At 41.9% G+C, this 22810-nt stretch carries 21 protein-coding genes and 1 tRNA gene; 18 read left to right on the top strand and 4 right to left on the bottom strand.

Annotated elements, in window-relative coordinates; translation table 11 throughout:
- The first annotated feature begins 147 nt into the window (after window positions 1-147).
- Window positions 148-600 carry an Rrf2 family transcriptional regulator gene (locus LX64_RS20025; RefSeq protein ID WP_111599481.1) on the top strand — a complete coding sequence of 151 codons (453 nt, stop codon included), beginning with the start codon at window positions 148-150 and terminating at the stop codon, window positions 598-600.
- Here LX64_RS20025 and LX64_RS20020 read toward each other — a convergent pair.
- Window positions 597-1574, bottom strand: a complete 978-nt coding sequence (locus tag LX64_RS20020) for a helix-turn-helix domain-containing protein (protein WP_111599480.1) — start codon at window positions 1572-1574, stop codon at window positions 597-599. The genes LX64_RS20025 and LX64_RS20020 overlap by 4 nt on opposite strands.
- Before the next feature lie 104 nt (window positions 1575-1678).
- Between LX64_RS20020 and LX64_RS20015 the strand changes: the two genes are divergently transcribed.
- The 11 genes from LX64_RS20015 to LX64_RS19965 all read left to right on the top strand — a co-directional run bounded on the left by LX64_RS20015 (window position 1679) and on the right by LX64_RS19965 (window position 13471).
- Complete coding sequence (locus LX64_RS20015) at window positions 1679-1891, top strand: hypothetical protein (protein ID WP_111599479.1); 213 nt, start codon at window positions 1679-1681, stop codon at window positions 1889-1891.
- A gap of 200 nt (window positions 1892-2091) precedes the next feature.
- Entirely contained in the window at window positions 2092-4461 is a 2370-nt protein-coding gene (locus tag LX64_RS20010; protein WP_111599630.1) for a TonB-dependent receptor, read from the top strand.
- A 20-nt stretch (window positions 4462-4481) separates the two neighbouring features.
- Window positions 4482-5357 carry a DUF4249 domain-containing protein gene (locus tag LX64_RS20005; protein ID WP_111599478.1) on the top strand — a complete coding sequence of 292 codons (876 nt, stop codon included), beginning with the start codon at window positions 4482-4484 and terminating at the stop codon, window positions 5355-5357.
- A 150-nt stretch (window positions 5358-5507) separates the two neighbouring features.
- Complete coding sequence (locus tag LX64_RS20000; protein WP_111599477.1) at window positions 5508-6128, top strand: hypothetical protein; 621 nt, start codon at window positions 5508-5510, stop codon at window positions 6126-6128.
- Between the two features lie 195 nt (window positions 6129-6323).
- Window positions 6324-6773 (top strand): carboxymuconolactone decarboxylase family protein, encoded by a 450-nt coding sequence (locus LX64_RS19995; RefSeq protein ID WP_111599476.1) that lies wholly within the window; start codon window positions 6324-6326, stop codon window positions 6771-6773.
- Window positions 6774-6786: 13 nt separating this feature from the next.
- Entirely contained in the window at window positions 6787-7203 is a 417-nt protein-coding gene (locus tag LX64_RS19990) for a RidA family protein (protein ID WP_111599475.1), read from the top strand.
- Window positions 7204-7223: 20 nt separating this feature from the next.
- The gene (locus tag LX64_RS19985; protein ID WP_111599474.1) at window positions 7224-8060 is read left to right on the top strand and encodes a sigma-70 family RNA polymerase sigma factor; all 837 of its coding nucleotides are present in this window, start codon (window positions 7224-7226) and stop codon (window positions 8058-8060) included.
- 66 nt (window positions 8061-8126) lie between these two features.
- Window positions 8127-8999, top strand: coding sequence for a sterol desaturase family protein (locus LX64_RS19980; protein ID WP_111599473.1), 873 nt, complete (start codon window positions 8127-8129; stop codon window positions 8997-8999).
- Window positions 9000-9557: 558 nt separating this feature from the next.
- Window positions 9558-9941, top strand: a complete 384-nt coding sequence (locus LX64_RS19975) for a BlaI/MecI/CopY family transcriptional regulator (RefSeq protein ID WP_111599472.1) — start codon at window positions 9558-9560, stop codon at window positions 9939-9941.
- 29 nt (window positions 9942-9970) lie between these two features.
- Window positions 9971-12217, top strand: a complete 2247-nt coding sequence (locus LX64_RS19970) for a M56 family metallopeptidase (protein WP_111599471.1) — start codon at window positions 9971-9973, stop codon at window positions 12215-12217.
- 135 nt (window positions 12218-12352) lie between these two features.
- Window positions 12353-13471, top strand: coding sequence for a C1 family peptidase (locus LX64_RS19965; protein WP_111599629.1), 1119 nt, complete (start codon window positions 12353-12355; stop codon window positions 13469-13471).
- A 102-nt stretch (window positions 13472-13573) separates the two neighbouring features.
- Here the strand turns inward: LX64_RS19965 and LX64_RS19960 are convergent, their stop codons facing one another.
- The 3 genes from LX64_RS19960 to LX64_RS19950 all read right to left on the bottom strand — a co-directional run bounded on the left by LX64_RS19960 (window position 13574) and on the right by LX64_RS19950 (window position 16867).
- On the bottom strand, window positions 13574-15304 hold the full coding sequence (locus LX64_RS19960) for an amidohydrolase (protein ID WP_158538692.1): 1731 nt from the start codon (window positions 15302-15304) through the stop codon (window positions 13574-13576).
- 241 nt (window positions 15305-15545) lie between these two features.
- A complete protein-coding gene (locus tag LX64_RS19955; RefSeq protein WP_111599469.1) occupies window positions 15546-15743 on the bottom strand; it encodes a hypothetical protein in 198 nt (65 codons plus the stop codon).
- A 62-nt stretch (window positions 15744-15805) separates the two neighbouring features.
- The gene (locus LX64_RS19950) at window positions 15806-16867 is read right to left on the bottom strand and encodes a glycosyltransferase family 2 protein (protein WP_111599628.1); all 1062 of its coding nucleotides are present in this window, start codon (window positions 16865-16867) and stop codon (window positions 15806-15808) included.
- Window positions 16868-17008: 141 nt separating this feature from the next.
- Here LX64_RS19950 and LX64_RS19945 point away from each other — a divergent pair, with 141 nt between their 5' ends.
- The 6 genes from LX64_RS19945 to LX64_RS19915 all read left to right on the top strand — a co-directional run bounded on the left by LX64_RS19945 (window position 17009) and on the right by LX64_RS19915 (window position 22609).
- Entirely contained in the window at window positions 17009-18154 is a 1146-nt protein-coding gene (locus LX64_RS19945) for a sensor histidine kinase (protein WP_111599468.1), read from the top strand.
- Window positions 18155-18233: 79 nt separating this feature from the next.
- Window positions 18234-18317 (top strand) — tRNA-Leu (locus LX64_RS19940).
- A gap of 127 nt (window positions 18318-18444) precedes the next feature.
- On the top strand, window positions 18445-19302 hold the full coding sequence (locus LX64_RS19935; protein ID WP_111599467.1) for a DMT family transporter: 858 nt from the start codon (window positions 18445-18447) through the stop codon (window positions 19300-19302).
- Between the two features lie 65 nt (window positions 19303-19367).
- Entirely contained in the window at window positions 19368-20444 is a 1077-nt protein-coding gene (locus tag LX64_RS19930; protein ID WP_158538691.1) for a lactonase family protein, read from the top strand.
- Between the two features lie 455 nt (window positions 20445-20899).
- Window positions 20900-21160 carry a hypothetical protein gene (locus LX64_RS19920; RefSeq protein ID WP_111599464.1) on the top strand — a complete coding sequence of 87 codons (261 nt, stop codon included), beginning with the start codon at window positions 20900-20902 and terminating at the stop codon, window positions 21158-21160.
- A gap of 219 nt (window positions 21161-21379) precedes the next feature.
- The gene (locus tag LX64_RS19915) at window positions 21380-22609 is read left to right on the top strand and encodes a DUF2130 domain-containing protein (protein WP_245952755.1); all 1230 of its coding nucleotides are present in this window, start codon (window positions 21380-21382) and stop codon (window positions 22607-22609) included.
- Window positions 22610-22810: the final 201 nt, after the last annotated feature.

Raw genomic sequence — 22810 nt, 5'->3', positions numbered from 1 at the left:
CCTTCGAGGATTCACAGCAATAACATATTATAAATGAATACCCTACTGTTCTCCCCCCCCCAAAGGGCGACCTTCCTAGTGTTAAAAAGATTTTGATTTGCGCCAAAATCGGCGTATTTTTGTTCTGTAATTAATTTCGTTACAGAATTGATCAAGAGTAAATTTGCAATATCGATCCATATACTCACCTTGTTGAATAGTAGCGGGGAGGAATGGCTTTCCAGCGAAATCATAGCCGGTTCGTTGAATGCCAACCCGGCATTGGTGCGCAAAGAATTGAGCAATCTTAGGAGCTTCGGGCTTATCGAGAGCAAGGAGGGTAAAAGCGGTGGTAGTCGTTTGGCAAAACAAGCGAAGGATATCCGTTTAAGCGATATTTTCAAAGCCATTAAGGATGAGCACGTATTTGGGTTCTCGCCGAATGAGCCGAACGAAAAATGTAACGTAGGTAAGAAAATTAATGCACATCTCGATGATCTATTCAGCTTGATCGACGACCAAATATTCGACGTATTACAGCATATTACCTTGGCGGATTTCGCCAGGCATTTCTCCAAAGATGAGTGCCCTAAAAAGAAGGCACAGCAAGATCCCGCTTAGCGGAATTTCACCGGGCTTACGCCATATTTCTTTCTAAAAGCAAGGCTGAAGTGTTGTAGAGATGAATACCCCAATTCATCGGCAATATCTGTGAGTGACCTGTCTTTCAACGTCACTAAGATGCCGGCTTGTTCCATTCTATAATCGCTGAGGTAACCAAAAACGGTATTGTTAAATACTTCCTTGAATCCTTTTTTCAATTTGAATTCATTAATACCAGCTTTACGTGCTAATTCGGTTAAAGAAAGTGGTTCGCGGGCATTGAGGAGCAATATTTCCTTTGCGAAATGGATTTTTTCAATGTCTTGCTTGCTGAGACCTTCCCGGGAAGGTTTGGTTGTTTCAACTTGTTCGCATTGCAGGGCTAAAAGCTCGAGTGCTTTGGATTGCAGGAATAACTTTTTAAGGCCACCGCTGAACTCACAGTTTTTCACGTCGTTTATAACCGCTAGCATTTTTTGGGTAATACGGTAATTATCGAGCAGGAAGATGGGTTTATTGGCTTCTATCTTTTCGGCATAGCTTTCCAGCAAACGGCCATTCCCTTCCGCCATTTCTTTGAATTTCTCTATTGTGAAACTCATGCCAAATACCGACATGCCGGGCTGTTTCCGTACTTGGATATAATCTTCCATGTCGGGGTTATACATTATCGTATGTTCCAGGTCGGAAAACGTTACCTTCTCTTTCCTTGGGCTTAATTGAGCTTGGTAATTGCCTTTCAACACGAAATGCATACCTACTAAAGGCGTTAAGTCCGAGGCTTCTACCTTTATATTCTCGTGCACATCGATCGTTCCATACCCCATCATAATCCCATCAAATCGCATTTCTTTGATAGTGGCAGTGCCGAAATCGTAATCCAGGCGCTGCGTTTGTTCAATTAAAACATTCGACCTAATGTCTTCCGCTTTAAACATGAGGTCATCCGCTGCTAAAATTGAATTATCGTCACTCTTTACTACTACAGGCATAATAAATCCGTTATATGTAATAAATAATCCGTCACATATAAGTGAAATTGTTATAGGGAATAGAAATTTGCACAAATGTATTTTGAAAAACTCAAATTGTGCATATGGTAAGTGTATTTAAAACGAATATCCTATCCCAACAGGACAAAAACATGGTTATTAACGCCTTGGTGGCCAACTTCGGGTTAAGTGCTTGTAGTATTGACTTAGAAGATATTGATAAAGTTTTGCGTATTGTGAGTTCTCAACCTGCTGATGAGCAGCATTATATGTTGTTTGTGCAGCAATTGGGGTATAACTGCGCCTATCTTGATTAAAATCGACCAGCGCTAGTTTTAACCAGATTCTTACTTGTTTTTCCCCTGCCGACCCAATAATTTTACATCTTCACTATAGGGGTGTTCCCCCTTTTTATCGTTATACATTCGAAGTATCAACCGTGTGACTTACATACCTAGGATTTAGGCCATGGATGGTGATTATTTATACAGACGATTTTTATAAACCAACAATCAATATGAAAACACTAGCAGCAGTGCTAACGCTTTTCTTGGCATTACAAATTGGATTGCCGAAAGCATTTGCCCAACAACGTTTTACCGTTAGCGGTTACGTGAAGGACCAACAGAACGGTGAATCTTTAATTGGGATTTCCATTTCAAAGGCGGGCACTTCTACCGGTACAGTAACAAACGAATATGGTTTTTACTCGTTAACCTTACCGGCTGGCGAACATGAACTCCAATTTTCATACATCGGCTATTCAACGCAAAAGATCAAAGTGAACTTGAAAGCTAACCAGAAGTTGGATGTGAAATTGGTGACTTCAAACAGCCAGTTAAACGAGGTGGTGATTTCGACAAAGCAACAAGAGAAAAACATTAATACGCTTGTAACGAGTGTGAATAAGTTGAGTGTTGCGGAGATGAAGAAATTGCCAACGTTTATGGGCGAGGTAGATGTATTGCGTGCAATTCAAACATTACCAGGTGTAACAACTGTAGGTGAAGGCTCATCGGGTTTTAACGTACGTGGTGGTGCTACGGATGAGAACTTGATTTTGTTAGATGAGGCACCTGTTTATAATGCTACGCACATGTTGGGTTTCTTCTCAGTTTTCAACCCCGATGCTGTAAAGAGTTTGAACTTGATGAAAGGTGGTTTCCCGGCGGAATACGGCGGTAGAACTTCTTCTGTACTAGATATTCGCATGAAAGATGGTAATAACCAAAAAACGGTGATCAACGGTGGTATCAGTAACGTATTTAGTCGTTTGAGCATTGAAGGTCCATTACAGAAGGATAAATCGTCCTTTATCGTGGCGGGTCGTCGTTCATATGTTGACGTATTGATGAAACCATTCCTTAAAGGTGATTTGAAAGATACGCGTTTATACTTCTATGATTTAACAGCGAAAGCCAACTTCCAATTAAATAAGAATAACAGCTTATTTGTGAGTGGTTATTTTGGTAGAGACGTATTTGGTTTGGGTGAGCAAGCGAAGTTTAACTGGGGTAATACCACAACTTCTATCCGTTGGAACCATATCTTCAACGATCGTTTATTCTTGAACTTAACTACTTATTATAGTCAATACGATTATTCCTTGAGTTTTGCTTCTGAAGAAGATGCGAAAGAAAAGCAAGGATATGATTGGACCTCAAACATCATTAACTATGGTGTAAAACCAGCCTTTACTTATTACATCAACAGTAATAACAGCTTGCATTTTGGTTTGCAGAGCGTGTATTACAAATTTAAGCCGGGTAAAGGTGTAGGTACTGAAGATACCCGAGAAAGTGTGATTGAATTGAACCACCAGCATGCTTTAGAATCTGGGATTTATTTGGATCATGAATTTAAAGTATCGCCGAAATTGGGCATTCAATATGGTGCGCGTGTATCGGGATTCCAATATATGGGTAAAGGTACTGCCTACTATTATGCTGATACCACAGCGGGTATTCGCAAGCGTTTAATTGGCCAGAAAGAATATGGAGCAGGTGAAGTAATTAAAGATTATTACTTCTTCGAACCACGTTTCTCTGCCCGCTATGCCATCGATAATAAGAGCGCTGTGAAATTGGCGTATGCTAGAACGTCTCAATTCATGCACCAATTATCGAATACAGCATCTCCTACCCCGCTTGATATATGGACACCCAGCACGAATAACATCGAGCCACAGGTAGCCGACCAAGTAACAGCAGGTTACTTTTATTCTGCTCCTACAGGCAAATGGGAAGCATCTGCAGAAGTATTCTACAAGAAGATGCATAACCAATTGGATTATATCGACAACGCAAAGTTGCAGTTAAACCAGTTGATTGAAGCTGATTTATTACCTTCTGAAGGACGTGCTTACGGTATTGAATTATATGCGAAGAAAGAAGTAGGTAAAACAACCGGTTGGGTTAGTTATACCTTATCGCGCAGTGAAAGAAAAACAATGGGGATTAGCCAGAACGAATGGTTCTTGAACCGTTACGATCGTACCCACAACTTGAACGTGGTTGTAAACCATGAAGTATCAAAACGAGGTAGTGTATCTGCCAACTTCATTTATGCAAGTGGCACACCGGGTACATTTGCTGATGCTAGGTTAGAATTCCAAGATTGGGATATTCCATATAACACCACTGAAAAACGTAACAACTACAGGCTGCCGGCATTCCACCGTTTGGATTTATCGTACACCTTGAAAGGAAAACAAACAAAACGCTGGAAAGGCGAATGGGTATTCTCGTTGTACAACGTATATGCACGTAGAAATGCTTACACGATCTACTTCAAACAAAATGACGACGACAAAACGAAGAAAGAAGCCGTGCGCATGAGTATTATCGGCAGCATTATTCCAGGTATTACGTACAATTTCAAATTCTAACCCGATCTAAAAACCGAAACATGAAACGAATTTTCAACTTATCAATACTCGCCATCGCAGCCGTATTTACAGCTTGCGAAGACAAAATAGATCTCGACATTCCGAAAGGCAAAGTTTACCCAGTAGTAGACGCCTGGATTACAACAGCGCCCGGTACGCAAACGATCCGCATCTCTGAAACCGTGCCGTACACCAGCTCTCAACCGGCCCCGGTAGTAAGCAATGCCACGATTGTTTTGCAGGATGTTACAGAAAACAAAACCTACCCATTCACCTTCGCAAACGGCGTATATAGCCACAACCCCGGAGCGAATGTGAGCATCGCTAAACTGGGTCACGTATATAAATTGACGGTTACCCTTGGCGCCGATGAATTCGTGGCCATGGATACAATCAAACGCGTTCCACCAGTAGATTCTATTACTTACGAATTCAAGAAGAAAGACGAATCGGCATCGGGCAAAGAAGGTTATTACGCTCGTTTCTGGGCACGTGATATTGCAGGACCTGTCACTGATTACTATTGGGTAAGAGGGTATAGAAATACAACCAGCAATGTACAAAGTAACATTTTCGCTATTGATGGTTCGTTTGAAGCAGGTTTAGCTGATAGCGCCATATTTATTCAGCCGATCGCGGAAAGCATTACGGACTGGGATAAACCCTTCCAATTAGATGAAAAAGTAATTGTTCGCTTGGCTTCTTTATCAAAACCAAGCTACGATTTCCTATCACACGTTGATAAACAAGTGAATAACGGTGGCTTATTCGCTACTGTATTGGAAAATGTGGGTACAAACTTGAAGAACACGAACCCTGCTAGTACAAAAAAAGTACTGGGTTGGTTTGGTACTTCGGCCGTAAGTTTTGCCGACAAAACCATCAAACCACTTTAATATACATCATTACAACCTACAATTAATCTTCCCAGGCAGTGTTTCAATGCATTGCCTGGTTTTATACAAAGAATATTAGCTCGGCTTTTGAATCAAACTTTACTACCCTTTATTCGCTAACGTTAATTCTTAACACCTCCCATTATTGATATGAAAAAAGTACTTGCATTATGTTTGTCATTATTGTTTTGTCAATATTTGACAGCACAAGAGAAAACACAAACCATGGAAACGCTTTCGAACCGTGGTACCGGTAAATTACGAGTAGGTGGTTATGCTTCCCCTACTGTGAAATTTAGCACCTTGGATGATAAACTAGCTGTGATAGTTGGTGGTAGCGCAGGTGTGATGTTGAATAGTAAAGTAACATTAGGCTTAGCGGGTTATGCCTTGGTAAATAGCATTGAAGCGCCCCGTGTAAATACCATTGATCCTACAGAATATTGGACAATGTGGTACGCAGGTTTCTTACCGGAATATACTTTCAACTCTAATAAATTGTTCCATGTATCTGTAGGCGCTTTAATTGGCGGTGGCGGCATTATGCGTGGTGAACGCTTGCGTGATACAGAGAAACAAGTATGGCACGACCAAAGCGGTTTCTTTGTAACAGAACCACAAGTAAATGCTGAAATGAACATTACTACTTTCTTGCGTATTGGTATTGGTGTATCATACAGGTTAGTAGCAGGTTCGAACACCCCTAATATCACCGATAGCAAATTGAGTGGCCCGGCAGCACAGTTCGTTATTAAAGCAGGTAGATTCTAATAGAACACTTTTTACCTTCGCCATACGCTATGAACGGCTTCTACTTAAGTGGAGGCCGTTTTTTATTACTAAAATCCGGGCGGAATGGCCTAGATTTGAGGGCATTAAAAAAAATTTTAGGAAACCTGTCACGTTTTTATGCCCCACCTTGTCTTATTGGTGTAATTAGTTAAAAACAAATAAAATTCACCTTATATGGAACCAAGAATCACTTTCCAACAAGCTAATAAAGGCGCTTTTGACGGGCTTTTCAAAACAGAAATGCATTTAAAGAACAGTGGCATCGATCATAAACTATTCGAGTTGCTGAAATACAGGGTTTCACAGATCAATGGTTGTGCTTATTGCTTGGATATGCACCACAAAGAGGCCATTCACTTGGGCGATACCGAGCAACGCCTTCATGGCTTAGCAGCATGGCGCGAAGCACCCTATTACAGCGATGAAGAACGTGCGGTGTTAGCGTTTGCAGAAGCTTTAACCCATTGCGAGGCACCCAATGAAGTATATGAGCCGTTGACACAATTTTTCACCCCGGCCCAAATTGTAGATATCACTATTGCAGTGGCTCAAATTAACATGTGGAATAGGTTGAATATTGCATGGAAGAGCGTTGCAGGAACCTACAAAGTGGGCATGTTTTAATCAGTAGAACAACATGACAACAAAAATTCACACCACCAGTAACCCGGGCAATATTTTCAACCCGCAGCCGTTTGGGTTTTCGCATGTAGCGCAGGTACCTGCTAATGCGAAAATAATTTATATCGCGGGGCAAGGTGGCGAATCGGATACACAAGGAACATTAAGCAACGATTTCCGTACACAAGTAGCTTGTGCATTGCAGAACTTACGTACAGCGTTACAATCTGCCGGTGCCGATTTGCAACATATTGCAAAACTAACTACGTTAGTAGTGGATCACTCGCAAGAAAAGCTACAAATCATCATTGAAGAATGGAAGAAAGCGTGGCCCGATGAATTGTACCCGGTGAATACACTTATTCCCGTACCAAGGTTAGCGCTGGATGGGATGTTAGTAGAAATTGACGCTACAGCTGTTGTAACAGCATAACCCAATACAAACGAGCAAACATGCAAGATTTTCATTCCATTTTATTTCCTTATGCGTATAACATCCTTGGCAGTATTGAAGATGCCAAGGATGCGATACAAGATGTATTATCGAACTATTATGCGAAGGAGCATAGTGATGTTGAAAACGAGAAGAACTACCTTATCAAAAGTGTTATTAACCAAGCTATTAACTTGAAGCAAAAGCGGAAGAAGTTAGTAGATGGCGATGTTTGGTTACCTGCCCCTGTTGCCACAGAAACAGCAGATAATCATTTGCATTTGGAAAACATATTATCGTATTCATTGCTTATTTTGTTGGAGAACTTGAATGCAAAAGAGCGCGCCATATTTATCCTGAAGGAGAGTTTTGATTATTCGCATGAAGAAATTGCGACTTTATTTGATACCACGGTAGAGAACTCGCGGAAGATATTATCGCGCGCTAAGGCGAAGCTTTTCAAACCTTCGGAAGCTCGTACAGTGCCTGTACAGCATGCACAAATGAGCTTTTTAGAGAAATATATGTCGGCCTTTAGGGAACGGGATATGCAGCAGATTGAGAGTTTGTTAGCCGATGATATTTTGTACTATGCAGATGGTGGAGCGAACGCGAAAGTGGCGGCCAAATTTGCAGAAGGTCAGCTTACTGTACGCGATTTGCTTGTATTTGTATACGACAAATTCTTATCACAAGCGGAAGCTATTCTTACGGAAGTGAATCACCAACCTGCGATTCTTTACAAATACGGAGGCGCGATACGCGCTTGCCAAGTATTCGACCTTTCGGAAGATGGTAAAATCTTGCGGATTAACAACGTAGTAGATAGCACTAAGATTCAGCATTTAATAGCGTAAAATCGCACGAAAATGGGAGCAATTGGCTTGCTAAAAATGATGTAAATTGTATGAAAGTGAGCCAATATGCAACCTAATTTAATTCACTATGCCATCCCGGGATTCGTGTTGTTGATAGTAATAGAAGTGATCATCAGTTCGTTACAACACCGCGAAGTGTATAAGCCGAAAGACGCAGCCAGTAGCATCGCGATGGGCTTAGGGAACGTGGCTATTGGATTAGTTACGAAAGGTATCATTTTCACCGTATACCTCTTTATTTACCAGTATAGGTTCTTCACCTTGGAGATGACGGTTTGGTGGGTATGGATAGCTTGCTTTTTCGCGGATGATTTCTCTTACTATTGGTTTCATAGGATTTCGCATACGGTTCGGTTTTTCTGGGCCTCGCATGTTATTCATCATTCTTCCCAGTATTATAATTTAGCAACAGCTTTAAGGCAAACATGGACGGGTAACTTAACGGGTGCCTTTCTATTTTGGGCATGGATGCCATTGGTTGGGTTTCACCCGGTGATGATTTTAACCATGCAGTCGATCAGCCTGCTATACCAATTCTGGATACATACGGAAGTGATACACAAGCTACCTCGCCCCGTGGAGTTTATATTTAATACCCCCTCTCATCATAGGGTTCACCATGCTTCGGATTTGGATTACTTAGATAAGAACCATGCAGGGGTATTGATTATTTGGGACCGGATGTTTGGAACTTTTATTGAAGAAAAGGCAAAACCCACATACGGCATCACTACAAACATCAACACCTACAACCCATTACGCATAGCCACCCACGAATGGGCCAACATCTTCCGCGATGTAAGAAAGGCCAAATCCTTCAAAGCCGCTCTTCACTATATCTTCAATGCACCTGGCTGGAGCGAAAACGGGGAAACGCTCACAACCAAGCAATTACGCTCAAAATCCAATCCTCACTAAATACATGGTATACTTGTATGACTACCCTTTCTTGGATACCTATCCTATTGCAATCGGCAAACTATCGACAAAACATCGAGGAATGAACGACTAGCAGTAAGGTAAAAGCTTATGAAACACATGGTGATCACATCGAAAACACATGGATTTACATGGAATTCACATGGAATTACATGAAACGCACAGGCAAGCAAGCTACCAGGTACAGGGAACAATACTATAAACTACATGGAAATCCATTTATATAAACATTGGGGGCTAACTACTCCCTATAACCTTCTCCTTTTCTTGTATCGAAACCGGACATTTTCTCCCTTTTAACCACCTGGAAACCGTTCTTCCCAGGTAATGGCGCGCGGCCTCTTATTCCTTCAAACCCAATACAGTTAATAATCTCAGTAAAAAACAGGGATCTTACCTTCTACCATTCATCACTAAAACCCTAAAAAAAATGCCCCGGGATTTTGCATTTACGAAAACTGTCGTACATTTGTTTACGAAGATATTCGTAGAACAATAATCGTTGCAGTTCTCGAAACGTTTAAATCAGCATTTACAATGACCAAACATATTAAACCTACCGATTCAGAACTTGAAATTCTCACAGTACTTTGGGAAAAAGGTGCATGCACCGTACGTGAAGTACATGAAGTATTAGAGCAAACAAAAGAAGTAGGCTATACGACCACCCTGAAGCTTATGCAAATTATGCATGATAAAGGGTTATTGACGCGCGATGCCAGCAGTAAAACACATGTGTATACAGCTGTTGTTTCGCAACAAAAAACACAGGAACAATTATTAAATAAGATGATTGATACCGTGTTTGGCGGCTCTGCTAGCCAGCTTGTTATGCAGGCATTAGGTAACCATTCTTCTTCTAAAGAGGAATTGGACCAAATCAGGAACTATCTTAATAACATCGAGCAACAAAACAAATAGCCGATTCCATCCTTTAAAACCTAGCTACCATGAATCATATTATTCCATTTACAAGCGAAATTGTGCGGGCATTCGGGTGGACATTGATCCATTCATTATGGCAAGCATTCTTTGTGTACGCCTGTTTAAAAATAGTATTGAGAATATGGCCTATGGCCAGTGCGCGGATTAAATATTCCTTGTCGTACTTATCATTAACGGGCATTTTCGCGTGGTTTGCTATCACATTGTATCAACAACTATCTGCAGTTCCGTCTTTACACTTAGCATCACAGGCTATTAATATCGACCTCAGTACTTTATCGACAGAGAATTTTCAACCTGTTGTGCATAAGGTGCAAGCCTCTTCCAACTTGCAATATTTGCTGCCTGGATTGAACGATTACTTGCCTATTTTGGTGGCATTTTATATCGTGGGTGTGGTGGTGATTGGTATCCGTTTGGTAATAGATTTATCACAATTACGTTCGATGCGTAAGAAATATACGGAACCGGTAGACGCGGTATGGCAAACATATACGACGAGATTAGCGGCAAAGTTGAACATCCGTAAATATGTGCGGGTAGTGGTATCGGATACTTTGCAGGTTCCTTGCATGATGGGGTGGTTAAAACCTTTGATCATTATGCCTTCGGCGATGCTGATGAACTTAAGTCCTGAACAATTAGAAGCCATTCTTTTACATGAATTGGCACACATTAAACGCAACGATTATCTTCTCAATATCTTCCAATCCATTGTAGAAACCATTTTATTCTTCAATCCTTTCGTCCGTTGGATATCTAGTAACATCCGCGTGGAAAGAGAGCATTGCTGTGATGATATGGTTATTAACGCCACCGTTCAACCCTTGCACTATGCAAAAGCCCTGGTTGCGCTGGAAGAATACCGGTTAACCGCCAACCCTATGGCTATGGCTGCGGCAAGAAATAAACAACATTTATTTCACAGAATTAAACGCATCATGGAGATGAAAACAATACATCTTAACTATACTCAACGCTTCCTCGCTTTAATGATTGTTGCAACTGGATTGATATCCATTGCATGGTTAAATCCAGCTAATAAAGCAAAAGCTGCTGAACGTAAATTATCTACTGATTTAGCTGACACCACGAAACCATCTGTTACAGTTATCAAAAATAAAAACCTTGTCATTAAAGACGAAAAAGGCAAAGTAACAGAAGTCGTGCAATTCAAAGATTTACCTGTTGAAGAACAGAAGAAAGTAGAAGAAGCTTTAAAGAAAATTCCCAGCGAAGCCGAATTGAAAAAGGTAACAGAAGAGGCTATCAAAGCTGCGAAGGATGTAGATTGGGTAAATCTTGAAGGTCAATTAGCAGACTTGAAAAAGCTTAACGTAGAAGATTTCAAATTCGATATCAAAATGGCCTTAGCCGGTATCGATAACTTGAAAGATTTGAAGGCTTTGAGTCCTGCAGAGCTTGAGAAACTGAAAAGTTCGTTGAATGCTTTGGATTTAAAATTTGTAAATGAAGACTTGAAGTTAGCACAGAATATTGATCTTAAAGACCTGCAACTCACGATAGAGAAATCATTAAAAGACATTGATGTTAAAAACATGAATATCAATTTCACTTTTAACGATACATTCCCTGATGCTATTAAAGAGCAAACACGTGCAGCCGTAGAACAGGCGCGCAAACAAGCAGAAGTAGCCCGTGCTGGTGCAGAAATAGCTCGCAAAGAAGCTGAAAAAGCTCGCATAGCAGCAGACATTAATCGCCAAAACAGCGAAATTGCCCGCAAACAAGCAGATGTAGCTCGTGCAGGTGCTGAAGTGGCTCGCAAAGAAGCTGAAAAAGCTCGCATCAATGCAGAAGCGCAACGCGCTACTATTGAAGAAGCTAGAAAAGCTGCCGATGTAGCAAGAGCACAAGCAGATGCCAATCGCCAAGCAGCAGCCAAAGTACGTGAATCGGCGGAAATTGCCCGTGCACAGGCTGACCAAGCGCGTGCCGGTGCAGAAGTTGCTCGCAAACAAGCGGAAGTAGCTCGTGCTGGTGCAGAAGTTGCCCGAAAAGAAGCTGAAAAAACACGAGAACTATATAGAAAAATAGTAGCAGAATTAGAAGCCGACAATTTGGTTGACACTAAAAAAGGCTTCACTTTCAAAAAGAAAAACGGTGAAATCTTTATCGATGGCGTTAAACAAAACGCTACCATCACTGAAAAATACAACAAGTTAGTACCTGGAGAGAACATCACTTTTACGAAAAACACAAGTGCTGAAAATATCCATACTAACGACTAGTATACCCAACATTTTCTCCGCCATTCAAGCAACGCCACAGCCGTTTATACAGGCTTGTGGCGTTTTGCTTATAGATATTGCTTATATTAGCAAACTCTATAACAACTCAATCTAAAATTTCTTAATATGCCAGCTATGAAACGCATATTTCTTGCTGTTGCCCTTGCAGGCGGTTTGCAAGCACAAGCGCAAGATATTACCATTACTAAATCGAACGCCACTACCGAAGTTAAAAATCAACAACAAACCGGTACATGCTGGTGCTTTTCTACTACTTCATTAGTAGAATCTGAATGCTTACGTAACGACAAAAACGCTTCTATCGATATTTCGGAGATGTTCACCGTTCGTAACATCTACATCGAAAAGGCTAAAAACTATGTATTACGTCAAGGTTATGCACGTTTCGACGAAGGCGGCCTTGGACATGATGCTATCCGTGCTATCTCATTGTACGGAGCGATGCCACAAGAAGCTTATACAGGTTTGGTAAATGGCGCTACGATGTTGAACCACTCTAAAATGGTTCCAGCCATGAAAACTTACCTCGACAGCATCTTGAAAATCAAAAAACCTTTACCAAACTGGTTACCAGGTTTTGAAGCGATTTTGGATGAGTACATGGGTGCTGCTCCGAAAGACTTCCAATACAATGGTAAAACGTATACTGCGAAATCATTCGCAAAAGATGTGATGAAATTTGATGCTAACAACTACGTTGGTTTAACATCTTTCACGCACCATCCTTACAACCAAACATTCGTAGTAGAAGTACCAGATAATTTCAGCAATGGACAGTACTACAACTTACCATTAAGTGAATTCATCGCTGTTACTAAAAAAGCTGTTCAAAACGGTTATACAGTAATGTGGGATGCGGATGTTTCTAACAGGGGCTTTGCTCAAAACCGTGGTTACGCTTTCTCTCCAGTAGGTGATACTATTCCGAAAGCAACGCCTATCAACCCAGACATCAAAGAAGTAAGTGTAACACCTGAATACCGTCAAGGTTTATACGAAAACTTGGTAACACAAGACGACCACTTGATGCACATCACCGGCTTAGGTAAAAGCAAAGATGGTAAGGACTTTTTCGTAGTGAAAAACTCTTGGAGTGATAAAGCAGGTCCTTTCAAAGGATATGTTTATGTATCTGAGCCTTATTTCGCGGTGAATACTATTACGGTGATTATTCCGAAAGCTGCTTTGGATAAAGAATTGCAAAAGAAAATTGGTAATTCTACGACTTACTAGTTTTTAGAAAATACTTATATTGCAAAAGGGAAAGCGTGTAGTACGCTTTCCCTTTTGTTGTTTATATACATGTTGGGGTAGTTCGAATCTCCTCTTCCGCACTTACCTATTCATCGAAACATCTTTCGATTTCCCTTCCTTCACATCGTACACTTTCTTTCCTTCTTTATAGGTTTCTTGTACAACAAGTGAATGCAATAAACTATCTGCTGTAGTTAGCGGGTTTTTATCGAGAATGATGAGATCTGCGAGTTTACCGTTTTCTATACTGCCTTTGGTTTTCTCTTCTTTGATTTGATAGGCTGCGTTGATGGTCACTGCTTTTAATGCGTCATTTGTTTTTAAACGTAATTCGGGACCTAATACAAAACCGCTTCTTGTGGCGCGGGTTACAGATGTGGCGAATAATGTAATAATATCTGGCGGTGTAATAGGTGCGTCGTGTGAAAGTGTGAATATAAGGCCCGAATCGAGCGCTTGTTTACAAGGACTGATAATAGCTGCACGATCTTGGCCGAGGGTTACTTTGCGGTGCCAATCGCCCCAGAAATAGGTGTGGCTAACGTAGTAGGATGGGATCAAGCCGGCGGCTTTGATTTTAGCTACGTGATCGGGGCGGGAAACTTGCACGTGAATGAGTGCGCCACGCATACTATCGTTGTATACGCCTTCTTGTTTTAACCGTTGTACCGTGCTAATCATTTGATCGATAGCAGCATCGCCATTGTCGTGGCATTGAAAAGTCATGCCATGTTGTAATACACTTTTTACGTATTTGTAAAGCGAGTCGCTATTGTAAATATTAACGCCTTTGTAGCTTGTATCGTGGCCGGGACCAACATTGTAGTAATGTTGTGTTAGCCATGCAGTTCTGCCTTGCGGAGAACCATCTACTGAGAACTTCATACCGCCAATTCTAAAGCGGTTGTGATAGGCTTTTTGTTTACTGAGGTTTTCAATGTTGACTGCATTAGAATCGTAATCAGGCCAAGCAATTACATCTACTTTCAACAGCTTCATATCTGCTAATGCATGTAGGATTTTTAAATCACTAGGCATAGAACGCCCATCACAAATAGTGGTTTGGCCATATTTGAGATATTCTTTTTGCATCGCCATCATGGAATCGATAAGCGGTTCAATTTTAGGTGGACGTACTAAGGAAGTGAGGGCGTAAATGTTTTCATTCTCTTGTAGCAATCCTGTTGGCGTACCTTCGGGATTTTTAACGATAACGCCACCGGGCTTATTGGGTGTATTTTTATTGATCCCCAATGCTGCCAATGCCTTCGAGTTAGCAACACCCATATGACCGGAAGTATGCCAAATGTAGATCACATGTTTATCCGACACAGAATCTAATGTTTCTTTTGTAGGCTGCAATTGTTCCGTCATAATTGCATCGTCGTATCCATTGCCGATGATGGTATCACCTTCTGGGATGTGGTTTTCATCGATATAATCTCTTAACCGTTTCTTCAAAGAAGCGAAATCGTTTACTGTACCATATGGGCTGGGTTGTAATGGTACGTAAAACTTGGAGGTACCTCCCATTGTAAAATGACTATGTACATCAATCAATCCCGGCATAAGTGTACGCCCATTGAGGTCGACCATTTCGGTTTGATCGCCTTTGAATGTCATCGCTGAATCGATGGTACCGGCGTAGATGATTTTACCATCTTTTACGGCTACTGCATCAACACTGGGTTGGGCATCATTCATTGTTAGGATGGTGCCGTTACTGAATATGGTATCAGCGAATTGGGATTTGGGAGCACAAGCTACGAGGTAGCATGAGATTAACGTCACTAGGATACAGACTTTCATCATTATATTATTTGGTTTTGGCTTGATGGTGAACGTGGTTGGGGGTATTTGCGTAGATAGAAAGGAGGATAACGTTTTTTGGGAGGGAATTGTTTTTGGGAGACATGCATTAGACTTCCGTAGAGGAAAGATCAAACGAATAAGTGTGCAACACTGTTCCATCCACCATTCCAACGTTCAGCCAACTACAAACAAAAAGAGCCGCACATAAGTGCAGCTCTCAAATAATATATCAACTAAATGATTATTTGTATTTCGGATTGTACAAAGTACTTTCTGGGATAGCCACTTCTGGTTTTCCTTTATAACGGTGTTTGTACAAGTTATAGCAACCACCTAAAACGAAGGCGATGATGCAAGTGATTTTCACATAAAACAAAAAGCGGGAAGATGAAACCCTGCTTTGGGCGATGTCTTTCGTATTTTCTACTTGATTCTCCATATGTAATTTTTTCGCATTGCAAACTTACAAAGGAAATTGTAAAATCCCCAATATGCAGAAGATTATTTTTTTGTTCGCTGTGGCGCATGCCCGCCTTTACCCTCCAATAACGAGAATTTCTTCCGTTGTAAAAAGTAATACCGCCAGATCATGATCCCATGAAAAACCCCTTCCAAAGCGAATAAACGTACTTGTGGCAACGTATCCTTCGGTAAGGTATGCCTAATTTTCTTCCACCTAAAATAATCGCGGTACGCTTTAAAAATAGCTACCATATCTTTCGGTTTGCCCGATGCCAGGCTCTTTGCGGCCGCCAACAGGTCTAAAAATACGCGCTGCGAGAACACGATCCATTGCTCAGATGGATGCAAGTTCTTTTTCAGCATGATGAGGTTATTGCGGAAGTTGAGGTACAATTTGCGTGGGTTCCCTTGGGGCAAGCTACCGCCGCCCACATGGTATACTACCGATCCTGGGCAATAAGCTACCCGTAAGCCTTTCCGCTGCAAGCGCCAGCAAAGATCCACTTCTTCCATATGCGCGAAAAAGTAAGGATCGAAGCCATTTACACCATGAAAAGCCTCGGAACGGATGAATAACGCCGCACCTGTAGCCCAAAATATATACTGGGCATCGTTGTACTGGCCGTGATCTACCTCTGTAGTGTGCAAAATGCGGCCACGACAAAAGGTATAGCCCAAAATATCCATCCAGCCACCGGCTGCACCGGCATATTCAAAGCTTTTACGATCGTGGTAAGCGCGGAGTTTGGGCTGACAAGCAGCGATAGATGTATCGGCTGCCATAAGTTCAATAACAGGTTCAATCCACCCCGGTTCTACCTCTACATCTTGGTTGAGCAACACGTAAATATCGGCCTTCACGTGCTGTAGCGCCTCGTTATAACCACCCGCAAAACCATTATTGCTAGGGTTGCGGATAATAGAAATCTGTGGGTAATGAGCTGCAGTATAGGCAACACTATCGTCGGATGACGCGTTATCGGCTAAAATAATTTGTAAATTTTGATAGGTCGACGCACAAACTGAGGGTAAAAAGCGTTCTAAGAACGATTTACCATTCCAATTGAGAATAACTACGGCTACCGATGGCAATTGTGTCAAATGATCCAGTTTTTGCGCTTTACGAATTACTTTTTGCGTTGCAAATATGCAACAAAGCGCGCGAATATTCTCTATCAATACGTAATTTTAGCAATATCTTGAAGCAAGCGAAGGGCAAGGAATCAATAAATAACAATTTGCATGGTTAGGCAATATATCGGCTGGAAGTTTATTTTGATTGCAGTGGCGATTGTCATTGTAGTGATCACTATTTGGTTCGTGAATAACCTTTCTGAGAAGATACAAGCGGAAGAAACGAAGAAGGTGGCCACGTGGGTATCGGCTTATAAAGAGTTGTTACAAACGAATGATGATGTAAATAACCTAGCCGTAGATATTATTACCACGAATACGACGATCCCGATGATTCTTACAGATGAAAGTGGGAATGTAGTGGATCACCGCAACTTAGATACGAATAAGATTGCTCGTAATAAGTTGTATGTAGAAGAACAGCTCGTACGCTTTAAGAAGCAGCACCCGCCTTTCGTGATGAACATCACCCAGAAACCGCGTATCAACAATTACATCTATTACGGCGACTCCCTCATTTTGAAGCAAATTCGATACTACCCATATGTACAATTAATCGTGGTGGCCCTGTTTATATGTATCGTATTATTTGCACTATCGACGACCAACCGTGCCACGCAAAACCAAGTATGGGTGGGCATGGCCAAGGAAACAGCGCACCAATTAGGTACTCCTTTATCGTCGATTGAGGCTTGGTTAGAGATATTGAAAGAGCAGCCTAGTAGCGAAAGCATCGCCTTAGAATTACAGAAAGATGTAGACCGCTTGAAATTGATTACAGATCGATTTTCGAAGATTGGTAGTGTGCCGGTTCTTGAAGAAAAAGAAGTGGTGCAACAAGTGGAAAATATGATTGCCTATATCAGGAAACGAGCGCCACAGAAAGTGGTATTAGGCTTTACGAGTTCCGAACCACATATCAACGCTATGATTTCGGGGCCGCTCTTCGATTGGGTGATTGAGAACCTGTTGAAGAATGCTTTGGATGCCATGGAAGGAAAAGGCGCTATCCAAGTAAAAATAGAGAACCATCCTGCGCATATTACAATCGATATAACCGATACAGGGAAAGGCATACCGAAGCCTTTACACGAGAAAGTTTTCCAACCCGGTTTTAGCACTAAAAAGAGAGGATGGGGCTTGGGACTGAGTTTAGCGAAGCGGATTATAGAGGAATATCACCAAGGAAGATTGTATATAAAATCGTCTGAAATAGGCAAGGGAACTACCTTTAGAATATGGTTAAGAAAATAAATGTCAACATTTTAAAAAAAAATTGCATCAAAATTTTTCTTTTATCAAAAGAATTCTATTTTTGCACTCCCTTAAACACGCGGAGGTGGCGAAATTGGTAGACGCGCTACTTTGAGGTGGTAGTGCCTTCACGGGCTTGGGAGTTCGAATCTCCTCTTCCGCACTTGAATCTGAACCCTGTAAATCGACGATTTACAGGGTTTTTCTTTTTAGCCATCCACGTATCAAAGTACACATTTCATTCACCTTGCACTTGCCTACCCCAGCTATATGTTGTACCTTAAATCATCATGTCACTTTCCGCGTTAACACTTATTATTATAGCTGCCATTGTGCATGCCTTTTGGAATTTTACTACGAAAAAGGTAAACGGTAAACTGCCGTTTTATTGGTGTACTTCTTTGTTTGCTGTAGGGATGTTTGTGCCGTATGTTGTATACCAATTGTTCCAGCACGACTTACCTTTTGATCAAATCACGTTAGGCTTTTCAGCATTGAGTGCTGTATTACATTTACTCTATTTTGTGGCATTGCAAACGGGGTACCGTAAAGCGGATTTATCTGTAGTTTATCCCATTGCTCGGGGTTCCGGCCCCTTGTGTTCTGTTACCGGCGCTATTTTGTTATTCCATGAAAAACCCGGCACGCTGGCTATCCTTGGTATTGTACTGATTATACTGGGCGTGGTAATGATGACACTCACCGGCTGGAAGCATGATAAGAGAATTGTAACAGGATTGGGATACGGCGCATTAACCGGGCTATTTATTGCCAGCTACACCATTGCTGATAAGATCGCTGTAGTGGATTACCATGTATCGGTTGTATTCATCACTTTAGCCTCGATGATCTTGCCTTTTGTATTGCTTTTTCCATACACAGCAGCTAAGCGTAGCGAATATGCGATTGAACTCAAAACCCATTGGAAGCCAGCATTTATTGTGGCTGCTTGCCAGCCGTTATCGTATATTCTTGTGTTAATTGCCATGAAAACAACACCCGTTTCCTATGTGGCCCCGGCGAGGGAATTAAGTATTGTATTTGGTGTATTTTTTGGGGTACATAGCTTAAAAGAAAAGGACCGTGTGAAAAGGATATTGGGAGCGCTTGTGATATTAGCCGGCATCGTGTTATTAGCGATTGATTAGGATGAATTGCCGGATATTACTATTTTCAGCACATGAAAAAATTGGCACTCAAAATATCCTTCCTCATGCTCCCATTTGCAACCATGAGCCAGGCAAAGAATACCATCCCAATGCTCGTAGGATCATATACCGATAATGATTCCCAAGGCATTTCATTATACAACTTCAACACCCAAACCGGCGAAGCCACCCATGTAAAAACATTCCCGGCCTCCAACCCATCGTTCGTTGTTGCCACGAAGAATAAAGCATTCTTCTACGCAGTAAATGAAAATGGCGACGGCAAAGGTGCCGTAAGCGCATTCACCAAAGAAGGTAAACTTATCAATCAACAACCTAGCCACGGCGATCACCCCTGCCATGTAAACATCGATAAAACGCAAAACTGGGTAGTAGTATCCAACTACAGCGGCGGTAACTTCTCCATCTACAAAAGAGAAGCCAACGGTGCCCTCAGCGTAGCCCTACAAACCATTCAACACAATGGTAAAGGCACCAATACCCAACGCCAAGAAAAAGCCCACGTACACAGCACCACCTTCAACGCTGAAAACAATATGCTTTTCGTTGTAGACCTAGGCACCGACCAAATCGTAGCCTACAACTTCGACGAAAAAACCGGCCACGTCACTCAAAACGACAAAGCCTCTATCCAAACTGCCCCCGGCCACGGCCCCCGCATCCTTCAATTCTATAAAAACTTCGCCTACATCATCGAAGAAATGAGCGGCACCGTATCTGTATACGCATTCAACCAACAAACTACCTCGTTCAAACATATTCAAACGATTAGCTCTTTACCCAAAGACTACACCATTCAAAACAACGACGCCGGCAGCGCCCACATCCACATCACCCAAGACGGCAAAAACGTCTACGCCACCAACCGCAGCACCAGCAACACAATTGCCACCTTCAAAAGAAACTCCAGCACCGGCCAACTCACCCTCCTCAACACCCTCCCGGTTGAAGGCAAAGGCCCCCGCCACTTCACCCTCACCCCCAACGAAAAATTCCTACTAGTGGCCAACCAAAACACCAACAACATCACCCTCTTCCAAAGAACTCCCCAAACCGGCCAACTAAAAGCCACAAAGAAAACCATTAACACCCCCAAACCAGTTTGCCTCACCTGGTTCTAAAAAATACTACTACGGCCAGCAAAACTGGCCGTAGCACTTTAATGCCCCCTACCATGTCCTCCCATAAATCTATCCCTCAACGCACCCCAAATTCCCCATCAAAAAAGCCCGCATTGTCCCCTACAGTATCATACTGAGAAAACTTGGTTGTGCGGAACACACGACAACCGAAAGCCCCATCAATGCCCCTCTCCCCTACACGCCCCACCCCTCCAAATAGCAGCAATCCAGCCCGCAGAACCATATTTCGAAGTATGATACGGGGCCCCGTCGCGGCCCTGGAGCGACACGACAAAACACAATCAACCGCAGCAAGCAACACCCCCACAATCAGCAATAGCCAATAACCCGCCGCCAGCAAGCAAGCCCAGCGCAGCGACAATTAACATAAACATAAAATTCCCTTTACAATCCCCTAACACACGCCAACTAAATTGCTATTAAAACCCAACGCAATGCAAAAGATCATTACTGTTACCATCAACTTGGAAAAGTTACAAACCATGAGTCGCAGTGAAAATAATGCCAGCGCGTACTTTGTTAATGAAATTGAAGAAGTTAACCACTTATTACAAGAAGGTTGGGCCATAGAAGAATGGGAAAATATTAATACCGATACTTCTAATGGCGCCACTACCTTGCTTTTCATCCTTACCGACGAACTAGTGGAGTTAACCGATGAATATGTGTACGACGAAGAACACGACGGACATTAAGTCGAAAAGAGCCTTACCATATCAACCCTTCCAGTTGTTTTAGCCCAGGATGATGCGACCGTCATCCTGGAATTTTCTCTTCCTCCAAGGCCAAGATTTTTTGGCTACCTTTACGCTACGCATGTACAATGCGGACTGCCCTTTTATTATTGTCCAGAATAACATTATGTGAATATGGGAACAGCTATAACTTGCCCGAATTGTAAACATCAATTCGTTATGGAAGATGCATTTGCCGCGGATATCGAAAAAGAGATGCGTGGTAAAATGGAAACGGAATGGCGCAAAAGAACGGAGCAATTGGCGAAAGAGAAGAATGAATTATTGCAAGTTCGTTCCCAATTAGAAGGCCAAAAGCAACAAATGGATGCCGAATTGCAAAAGAGGCTAGAGGTAGAGAAAATGCGCCTGCAAGAGATGATGCAAGAAGAAATTCGCAAACGCGTAACCAGCGATTTCGAGCACCAAGTACGATTGTTGAAACAAGCCAATGAAGAAAATGAAGAGAAGCTTAGGCTTGCGAGGGAACAACAAGTAGAATTCATCAAACGCGAACAAGCACTTAAAAATAAGGAACAAGAATTGGAATTATCGTTGCAAAAACGGTTGTTAGAAGAACGCGCTAACATGGTGGAGCAAGTAAGGCAAGAAGAGTTCCAACGCAATAGCTTGAAAGAAACTGAATTTACCTTCAAGATTAAGGAATTAGAGAAGCAGGTTGACGATCAACGTAAGTTGGCCGAGGAAATGAAGCGTAAAGCAGAACAAGGTTCTATGCAGTTGCAAGGCGAAGTGATGGAATTAGCATTGGAAGAATTACTCCGCAGTACTTTCCCCTTCGATTCGGTAGAAGAAGTGGCGAAGGGTATTAAAGGAGCGGATTGTATTCAGTTTGTTCGCAACCAATTTGGGCAAGAGTGTGGTAAAATTATTTATGAAAGTAAACGCACCAAAGAGTTCTCGAGGGAATGGATTGAAAAGCTAAAAACAGACATGCGTTCACAAGGAGCGGATGTTGCGATTTTAGTTACCCAAACTATGCCGAAAGACATGGAACGCTTCGGGGCTAAAGAAGGTATTTATATCTGCACATTTGCAGAAGTAAAAAGCCTTAGCTATGTACTCCGCGAGGCTATAATGAGCGTATACAAAGCCTCAAAAAGCCAAGAGAACCGCGGCGATAAAATGCAGCTACTTTATTCTTACCTCACAGGCAGCGAATTCGCCGAGCAATGGAAAGCTATCCGCGAAGGATTCAGGGACATGAAAATGTCGATCCAAAAAGAGCGTGAAACCATGGAAAAACTATGGAAAGTACGCGAAAAACAATTGGAAAAAGTATTGCTGAACGCCGTGCATATCCAAGGTTCAATTGAAGGCATTGCCGGTAGCGACTCGGTAGATTTACATTTATTAGAGGATGCGGCCGATGCCTATTTATCAGAATAATTGACATATCAATAAAATAATCGAAACCCGGGATGTTAGCATCCCGGGTTTTGTTTTTTATAGGATTAAAAAATTCTAATCTCAACACGTTTACTACTCATCTAAAAGTACCTGTTCAAACTTAGCAAATTACGTTTCGATTGTTCGGCAGCCACCATGCAAACTCTTCCATAAACATCACATACGTCTTCTTCCACATAT

Origin of the sequence: Chitinophaga skermanii, from assembly GCF_003259335.1 — a bacterium.
GTDB classification, from domain to species: Bacteria; Bacteroidota; Bacteroidia; order Chitinophagales; family Chitinophagaceae; genus Chitinophaga; species Chitinophaga skermanii.
The sequence above is the reverse complement of the archived record's forward strand: the minus strand, read 5'-3'. Positions and strand labels throughout refer to the sequence as shown.